Below are 7,953 nucleotides of genomic sequence, written 5' to 3'. Positions count from 1 at the left end.
GCGCAGAAGCTCAAGGCTGGCGAATGCCACCTGATGTCCTATCCTGCTCCAGCAGACATCAAGGACCTTCAGGCTGATTCCAACCTTAAGGTTGACGAACAGGCTGGTCTGAACATTGCTTACTTCGCTTACAACACGACTGTCGCTCCATACGACAAGCCGGAAGTTCGTAAGGCACTCAACCAGGCTGTTAACAAGCAGACTATCGTTGATGCAGTGTTCCAGGGTCAGGGACAGGTTGCTAAGAACCCGATCCCACCGACAATGTGGAGCTACAACGACAAGATCGAGGACGACAAGTACGATCCGGAAGCTGCTAAAAAGGCTCTCGAAGCCGCTGGCGTCAAGGATCTGAAGATGAAGCTCTGGGCAATGCCTGTGAGCCGTCCTTACATGCCAAACGCACGTCGTACTGCTGAACTCATGCAGTCCGATCTTGCCAAGGTTGGCGTAAGCGCTGAAATCGTTTCGATGGAATGGGGTGAATACCTCAAGAAGTCCGGCGAAAAGGACCGCGACGGTGCCGTCATCCTCGGCTGGACCGGTGACAATGGTGATCCGGACAACTTCCTCGGCACGCTTCTGGGCTGCGCCGGCGTTGCTTCGAATAACCGTGCACAGTGGTGCTACCAGCCGTTCGAAGACCTGATCCAGAAGGCAAAGGTCTCGACCAACCATGAAGAACGCGTCAAGCTTTATGAAGAAGCTCAGGTGATCTTCAAGGAGCAGGCTCCATGGAACACCATCGCTCACTCGACCGTATTCGTGCCGATGTCGGCCAAAGTTACGGGCTTCAAGCAGAGCCCGCTTGGTGATTATCGCTTCGAAGATGTCGATATCTCCGAGTAAAATCTAACAACACCAGCGGCCGGGTGTGGAGGTTTCCTCCGCACCCGGTCGGAGTTTTTGTATGTTTCGTTTTATATTAAACAAACTTATCTATCTGGTGCCGACTTTCATTGGCATCACGATCGTTGCTTTCGCATTCGTCCGCGTTCTACCGGGCGATCCCGTGCTGTTGATGGCAGGCGAACGCGGCGTCAGTCCTGAGCGCCATGCACAGCTGCTGGCTCAGCTCGGCTTTGACCGCCCGTTGTGGGAGCAATATATCAACTATGTCTGGAACCTTCTCAATGGTGACTTCGGCCAGTCTCTGGTCACGAAAAAGCCGGTTCTGACGGAATTCTTCGCCCTGTTCCCTGCAACTGTCGAGCTTTCAATCTGCGCGATTATCGTGGCTATCCTGGTTGGTATTCCTGCAGGTGTCATCGCAGCTGTTAAGCGCGGTTCATGGTTCGATCAGGGCCTGATGGGCATCTCGCTCGTCGGTTATTCGATGCCGATCTTTTGGTGGGCTTTGCTGCTCATCATCTTTTTCTCGGGCATGATGCAGTGGATGCCGGTTTCTGGCCGTATCTCATTGCTGTATTTCTTCCCGCCAGTAACGGGCTTCATGCTGATTGACAGCCTACTGTCGGGTCAGAAGGGCGCTTTCGCTTCTGCGGCTTCGCATCTCATCCTGCCGACCATCGTGCTTGCAACGATCCCGCTTGCGGTGATTGCGCGCCAGACACGTTCGGCAATGCTGGAAGTGCTGGGTGAAGACTACGTACGTACTGCTCGTGCAAAAGGCCTGCCGGTTCGCCGCGTTATCGGTCTTCATGCGCTGCGTAACGCAATGATCCCGGTCATCACCACCATTGGCCTTCAGGTCGGTGTGCTTATGGCGGGTGCTATCCTGACTGAGACCATCTTCTCATGGCCCGGAATTGGCAAATGGATGCTCGATTCCATTTCGCGTCGCGACTATCCGGTCGTGCAGAGCGGACTGCTGATTATCGCTTTCATCATCATGATCGTGAATCTGGTTGTCGATCTGCTTTACGGCCTGATCAATCCGCGTATCCGGCATAAGTGAGGGTATCATGACACACTCAGCAATTCAGCCGGAAGCCGTAAACGAAGTCGGAAAAATCCGTGCTTTGAAAGATTTCTGGTTCTATTTCAGCGTCAATCGCGGCGCTGTCATCGGTCTTTTCGTATTACTGGTGCTTGTTATCGTCGCGATCCTCGCGCCGGTTCTCGCACCGCACAATCCTTCGGAACAGTTCCGTGACTTCATGCTGGTTCCTCCTTTCTGGGAACAGGGCGGCACAACGCAGTTCCTGCTTGGCACGGATGCTGTCGGTCGCGATATGCTGTCGCGTTTGATCTATGGCGCTCAGTATTCGCTGCTGGTAGGCTTTGTCATCGTCATCATTTCGATGTGCCTTGGCATCACCATCGGCCTTCTCTCCGGCTATTTTGGCGGTGGCGTCGATACGATCTTCATGCGTATCATGGACGTCATTCTGGCGTTTCCATCGCTGTTGCTCGCACTGGTTCTGGTGGCGATTCTGGGGCCAGGGCTCATCAACGCTGTTCTCGCGATCACGCTGGTTCTGCTGCCGCACTTCTCACGTCTGACCCGCGCTGCAGTCATGGCCGAAAAGGAACGTGAATATGTGACCGCAGCCAAGCTTGCCGGTGCAAGCAAACTGCGTCTGATGTTCAAGACCATTCTGCCAAACTGCCTTGCACCTCTGGTTGTTCAGGCAACCATGTCGTTCTCCAACGCCATTCTCGACGTTGCAGCGCTTGGCTTCCTTGGCATGGGGGCGCAACCGCCGACACCGGAATGGGGCACGATGCTTGCAGAAGCGCGTGAATTCATCATGCGTGCATGGTGGGTTGTGACTTTCCCGGGTCTTGCGATCCTGATCACCGTTCTCGCGATCAATCTGGTCGGCGATGGTCTGCGCGATGCGCTTGACCCGAAATTGAAGATGAGCTGATCGATGGCTCTGCTTGAAATCAAGAACCTCACGGTTTCGTTTGATACCTCGACTGGCCCGTTCAAGGCGGTCGATGGCATCGATATCTCGGTGGACAAGGGCGAAGTTCTTGCCATCGTGGGTGAGTCAGGTTCCGGTAAATCCGTCGGTATGCTTGCTGTCATGGGCCTGCTGCCCAAGACGGCAACCGTAACCGCCGACAGCATGACGTTTGACGGACAAGACCTGAAAGGGATGTCCGAGAAGGAACGCCGCAAGATTATCGGACGCGATATTTCGATGATCTTTCAGGAGCCGGTTGCAAGCCTCAATCCGTGTTTCACGGTGGGCTATCAGCTTGAAGAAGTGCTTAAGCGTCATATGGGGCTTAAAGGTTCTGCAAGCCATGCCCGCGCGATTGAACTTCTGGAACTCGTTGGCATCCGTGATGCTGCCGAGCGCCTGTCCAGCTTCCCGCATCAGATGTCTGGCGGTCAGTGCCAGCGCGTGATGATCGCGATTGCAATCGCCTGTAATCCGAAGCTGTTGATTGCCGACGAGCCGACAACCGCGCTTGACGTGACGATCCAGAAGCAGATCCTCGATCTGCTGATGCGTCTTCAGGTGGAGCACGGCATGGGCCTCATCATGATTACCCATGATATGGGCGTTGTTGCCGAAACTGCTGACCGAGTGATCGTGCAGTATAAGGGCCACAAGATGGAAGACGCTGACGTGTTGTCGTTGTTTTCCGCGCCAAAGCACCCATATACGCGTGCGTTGCTTTCGGCTCTGCCGGAAAATGCGACCGGCGACCGTCTGCCGACGGTTTCCGATTTCGTCTTTGCAAACAATGCCGCAGGAGAAGCGTGATGAGCGAGATCGTTCTCGAAGCGCGCGATATCAAGCGCGACTACCATGTTGGCGGCGGTCTTTTTGGCAAGCCCAAGGTTGTTCATGCCGTCAAGGGCGTGAGCTTCAAGCTTGAAAAAGGCAAGACGCTGGCAATCGTCGGTGAATCAGGTTGCGGCAAGTCAACACTCGCCCGCATCCTGACCATGATCGACCCGCAGACATCCGGCGATCTGATGATCGGCGGCAAGGATGTGAACATTGCCCGTGATGGTCTGACAGCCGAAATGCGCCAGAAGGTGCAGATCGTGTTCCAGAACCCTTACGGTTCGCTCAATCCGCGCCAGAAGATTGGCGATGTGCTGGCTGAGCCTCTGCTGCTCAACACCAATATGTCTGCCAAGGAACGTCGTGAAAAGTCGATGGAAATGCTGCTCAAGGTTGGTCTTGGCAAGGAGCATTTCAATCGCTATCCGCATATGTTCTCGGGCGGTCAGCGGCAGCGCATTGCTATTGCACGCGCATTGATGCTCAATCCGAAGCTGCTCATTCTCGATGAGCCGGTTTCGGCGCTCGATCTTTCCGTGCAGGCGCAGGTGCTCAATATTCTTGCTGATCTGCAGGAAGAATTTGGCCTGACTTACGTTTTCATCAGCCACGATCTGTCGGTTGTCCGTTACATCGCTGACGATGTGATGGTGATGTATTTCGGTGAAGTTGTTGAATATGGCTCGCGTGACGACGTGTTTAACAACCCGCAGCACGACTATACGAAGAAGCTTTTTGCAGCCACGCCGCGTGCGGATGTGGATGCGATCCGCGCCCGTGTTGAAGCGCGTGCCGCTGCACGCGAGGCCGCACAGGCTTAAAGCCTTCAATCGATAATAAAAAACGCCGCCCTTTGAGGCGGCGTTTTTGTTTGGAGCCCTTGTTGTAGAGCGACTTTGTGCGCCCACAAGGGCGCACGGTACTCTATCCATTTGTTTTTACGCGCATCTTGTTCCAAAAACCGCTTCGCACTTTTCGGGATGCGCTCTAATGCTGACCACGTTGCTGGTGCCAGGCAAGGGCGCGCACAATGTCATCGGCGGCAATTTTGCCGATGATGGCGCCATTCACGACAATCCCCACATCCCCGCTGCTATCCGCAACTGCGCCCATCAGGTCGCGAATAAGGGTTTCGCGTCGAGCGGTTGCGGCAAAGGGGCGAGGTGCGGCAGTGCGGTCAAATGGCGTCATGATATCGCCTGCACACAAAACGCCGAGCGGGTTCATATGCGCTACGAAATCGGCGACATATTGATCCGCCGGCTGCAGAAGAATATCCTGCGGCGTACCACATTGAACGATGCGGCCGCCTTCCATGATGGCGATGCGATTGCCGATTTTCATGGCTTCGTCGAGATCATGACTCACAAAAACGATTGTCTTCTTGAGCCGTGACTGGAAAGCCAGCAGCTCGTCCTGCAAACGCGTGCGGATCAAAGGATCGAGCGCAGAAAACGGCTCATCCATGAGCAGAATCGGTGCGCCGGTTGCAAAGGCGCGAGCCAGACCGACGCGCTGCTGCATACCGCCGGAAAGTTCGCCCACCTTACGCTTGGCCCAGTCCTGCAAGCCCACCAGCTCAAGCTGCTTACGCGCTTGTGCCAGCCGCTCATCCTTGCGCATACCGGAGATTTCCAGCCCAAACGCGACGTTTTCTTCAACCGTGCGCCATGGCAGCAGACCAAACTGCTGAAACACCATTGAAACGAGTTCCGTGCGCAGATGGCGAAGCGTTCCCCGATCGGCTTTGCCGACATCGATAGTCCGCTCACCATCACGCACCAGCACGCGGCCGCGTGAAATCGGGTTGAGCCGGTTGATGGCCCGCAGGAGCGTTGATTTTCCAGAACCCGAGAGGCCCATCAGGACGAGAATCTCGCCTTCCTGAATGTTGAGCGCGCAGTAATGCACGCCCAGAACGAGATCGGTTTCAGCCTGAATCTCCGAACGTGAAGCGCCCCGGTCCGCAAGTTCCAGCGCGTTATCGACATTCTTACCGAAAATGATGCTGACATCTTCCAGTGCAATGATTGTCATGATCGGCTCCTATTTCTCGCGTCCGGCGCGGAAGATGCGGTCGAGCACGATAGCGACCACGACGATGACAAAGCCTGATTCAAAGCCCAGTGCGGTATTGACCGAGTTCAGGGCTCGAACGACCGGCACACCGAGGCCGTCAGCACCGACAAGCGCCGCAATCACCACCATGGAAAGCGACAGCATGATCGTCTGCGTCAGGCCAGCCAGAATTTGCGGCATGGCGTAAGGCAGCTCGATTTTCCAGAGAAGCTGTGTGCGGGATGCGCCGAAAGCTTCACCGGCTTCGATCAATGACGAAGGTGTCGATGAAATACCGAGATGGGTCAGTCGTACCGGCGCGGGCAGCACAAAGATCGCGGTTGCCAGCAGGCCGGGCACCATGCCGATGCCGAAGAAGACGATGGCCGGGATCAGATAGACGAAGGTTGGCAACGTCTGCATCAGATCGAGAATCGGTCGCAGGACTGCATAAAGGGTGGGGCGGTGCGCTGCGGCGATGCCGAGCGGGACGCCAATTACCATACAGAGGAAACAGGCCGACAGAACCAGCGTCAGTGTCTTGAGTGTGCCATCCCAATAGCCCTGATTGATGATGAACAGAAAACCCAGGATGGTGAGGATTACCACCGAGATGCGGCGCTGGATAAACCAGGCGATCACTGCAAAAATGACGATCAGGACGAGCGGATGCGGCAGTTGCAACAGATACAACAGGCCGTCGATAAGCCACTGCATAACCGCAGCCAGCCCATCGAAAAAGCCACCCATATTGTCCGTGAGCCAATCGACCACCGACTTTGCGGTGGGTCCGACCGGAATTTTATAGTCCGTCAGCCAGTTCAACGATTATGTCTCCTGCCGCGTTCTTTCAGTCGTGGAGCGTGGTTCGACCTGCTTTATTAGATCGCTTCGCTGCTCCAGCTGTTTATCTTAACGCTCATCCTGTCCGAAAACCGCTTCACCCTTTTCGGGATGCGCTTCGATAGTTTACCTACAAAAGAGTAGGCCGCGGTAATCCGCGGCCTGACTTTCTAAGGATTACAGGCCCAGTTCCGACTTAACGGCTGGCAGACCTTCCTTGCCGTCAACGGTGGTCACACCGTCAAGCCACTTGTCGAGCACAGCAGGATTTGCCTTGAGCCAGGCAGTTGCGGCCTTTGCCGGATCTTCGCCATCGTCGAGAATCTTGCCCATGATCTCGTTTTCCATTTCAAGCTGGAACTCAAGATTGGTCAGGAACTTGCCGACATTCGTGCATTCCTGCGTATAGCCAGCACGGACATTGGTTTCGACCTTCGCGCCACCAAGGTTCGGGCCGAAGAAGTCATCGCCGCCGGTCAGATAAGCGATCTCAAAGCGCTTGTTCATCGGATGCGGTTCCCAAGCGAGGAAGACGACCGGGTCTTTGCTTTTGATGCTGCGGGCGACCTGCGCCAGCATTCCCTGTTCAGACGATTCTGCCAGTTCGAACGACTTGAGGCCGAACGCATCCTTGCTGATCATGTCGAGAATCAGACGATTGCCGTCATTGTCCGGTTCAATGCCGTAAATCTTGCCGCCGAGCTTGTCCTTGAAAGTGGCGATGTCTTTGAAGTCCTTCAGGCCTTCGTCATAGGCATATTTCGGCACGGCGAGGGTGTATTTTGCGCCCGTCAGGTTGGTGCGGACGGTTTCGACGCTCTTGTCATCCAGATAAGGCTTGAGATCAGCGCTCATCGATGGGTTCCAATAGCCGAGGAAAACGTCAATGTCCTTCTTGCTGAGCGACGCATAGGTCACTGGCACGGAAAGAACCTTGATGTCGGTCTTGTAGCCAAGACCCTTGAGGATCTCGGTGGCTACTGCCGTGGTGGAGGTGATGTCAGTCCAGCCCACATCGGAAAAGCGGACAGTCGAACAGCTTGCAGGCTCCGCAGCCGAGGCGGTTGCAAGCAGCGCAAAGATCGCTGTCGTGATGGCTAACATACTCAAGGCATATTTGAGCGTAGGCGTCGAAGTGGACTTCATTTTTCTCTCCATTAACCGGGCCGTTTTAACGGTTGATTGTTTTTCCGGTTCCGGCTTATAGCAAATACCAAAGATTTCGCCGATCAAGTACCATTGCGGCGAAAATATTTCTGATTGCGACTTTGGGGTGTGTTGTACTCGTTTTTCTGGACCGTCAGACAAAAGGTTCTGCAGATAAAGCGTTAAAAGCCGA

Annotated in this window: 8 protein-coding genes; 5 read left to right on the top strand and 3 right to left on the bottom strand. The window is 54.9% G+C overall.

All coding sequences use genetic code 11. The features are described from left to right. The 5 genes from GAK38_RS22870 to GAK38_RS22850 all read left to right on the top strand — a co-directional run. Positions 1–849: ABC transporter substrate-binding protein (locus GAK38_RS22870; protein WP_325347203.1), on the top strand; the 849-nt coding region annotated here is incomplete at its 5' end. A 61-nt stretch (positions 850–910) separates the two neighbouring features. Continuing rightward, a complete protein-coding gene (locus GAK38_RS22865) occupies positions 911–1,918 on the top strand; it encodes an ABC transporter permease subunit (RefSeq protein ID WP_325347202.1) in 1,008 nt (335 codons plus the stop codon). A gap of 7 nt (positions 1,919–1,925) precedes the next feature. Beyond that, complete coding sequence (locus GAK38_RS22860) at positions 1,926–2,834, top strand: ABC transporter permease subunit (protein WP_325347201.1); 909 nt, start codon at positions 1,926–1,928, stop codon at positions 2,832–2,834. Positions 2,835–2,837: 3 nt separating this feature from the next. After that, a complete protein-coding gene (locus GAK38_RS22855) occupies positions 2,838–3,686 on the top strand; it encodes an ABC transporter ATP-binding protein (protein ID WP_325347200.1) in 849 nt (282 codons plus the stop codon). Continuing rightward, positions 3,686–4,534, top strand: coding sequence for a dipeptide ABC transporter ATP-binding protein (locus tag GAK38_RS22850; RefSeq protein WP_064320898.1), 849 nt, complete (start codon positions 3,686–3,688; stop codon positions 4,532–4,534). The genes GAK38_RS22855 and GAK38_RS22850 overlap by 1 nt, the downstream gene beginning before the upstream one ends. Positions 4,535–4,700: 166 nt before the next feature. On the opposite strand, the gene choV is transcribed toward GAK38_RS22850, so the two are convergent. The 3 genes from choV to GAK38_RS22835 all read right to left on the bottom strand — a co-directional run bounded on the left by choV (position 4,701) and on the right by GAK38_RS22835 (position 7,718). Beyond that, a complete protein-coding gene (choV, locus tag GAK38_RS22845; RefSeq protein WP_325347199.1) occupies positions 4,701–5,750 on the bottom strand; it encodes a choline ABC transporter ATP-binding protein in 1,050 nt (349 codons plus the stop codon). A 9-nt stretch (positions 5,751–5,759) separates the two neighbouring features. Further along, positions 5,760–6,596: a choline ABC transporter permease subunit gene (gene choW, locus GAK38_RS22840; RefSeq protein WP_325347198.1), complete on the bottom strand. Its 837-nt coding sequence runs from the start codon at positions 6,594–6,596 to the stop codon at positions 5,760–5,762. 195 nt (positions 6,597–6,791) lie between these two features. After that, positions 6,792–7,718 carry a choline ABC transporter substrate-binding protein gene (locus tag GAK38_RS22835; RefSeq protein ID WP_443089266.1) on the bottom strand — a complete coding sequence of 309 codons (927 nt, stop codon included), beginning with the start codon at positions 7,716–7,718 and terminating at the stop codon, positions 6,792–6,794. Positions 7,719–7,953 lie beyond the last annotated feature (235 nt).

Source organism: Xylophilus sp. (assembly GCA_009914555.1).
In the GTDB taxonomy this organism is placed as follows: Bacteria; Pseudomonadota; Gammaproteobacteria; order Burkholderiales; family Burkholderiaceae_C; genus WNDY01.
Note: the sequence above shows the minus strand (reverse complement) of the source record. Positions and strands in the feature narration are given on the sequence as shown.

Coding starts and splice junctions, on each gene's coding strand:
- GAK38_RS22865 (WP_325347202.1), top strand. CDS start 911: ATGTTTCGTTTTATATTAAACAAACTTATCTATCTGGTGCCGACTTTC.
- GAK38_RS22860 (WP_325347201.1), top strand. CDS start 1,926: ATGACACACTCAGCAATTCAGCCGGAAGCCGTAAACGAAGTCGGAAAA.
- GAK38_RS22855 (WP_325347200.1), top strand. CDS start 2,838: ATGGCTCTGCTTGAAATCAAGAACCTCACGGTTTCGTTTGATACCTCG.
- GAK38_RS22850 (WP_064320898.1), top strand. CDS start 3,686: ATGAGCGAGATCGTTCTCGAAGCGCGCGATATCAAGCGCGACTACCAT.
- choV (WP_325347199.1), bottom strand. CDS start 5,750: ATGACAATCATTGCACTGGAAGATGTCAGCATCATTTTCGGTAAGAAT.
- GAK38_RS22835 (WP_443089266.1), bottom strand. CDS start 7,718: ATGTTAGCCATCACGACAGCGATCTTTGCGCTGCTTGCAACCGCCTCG.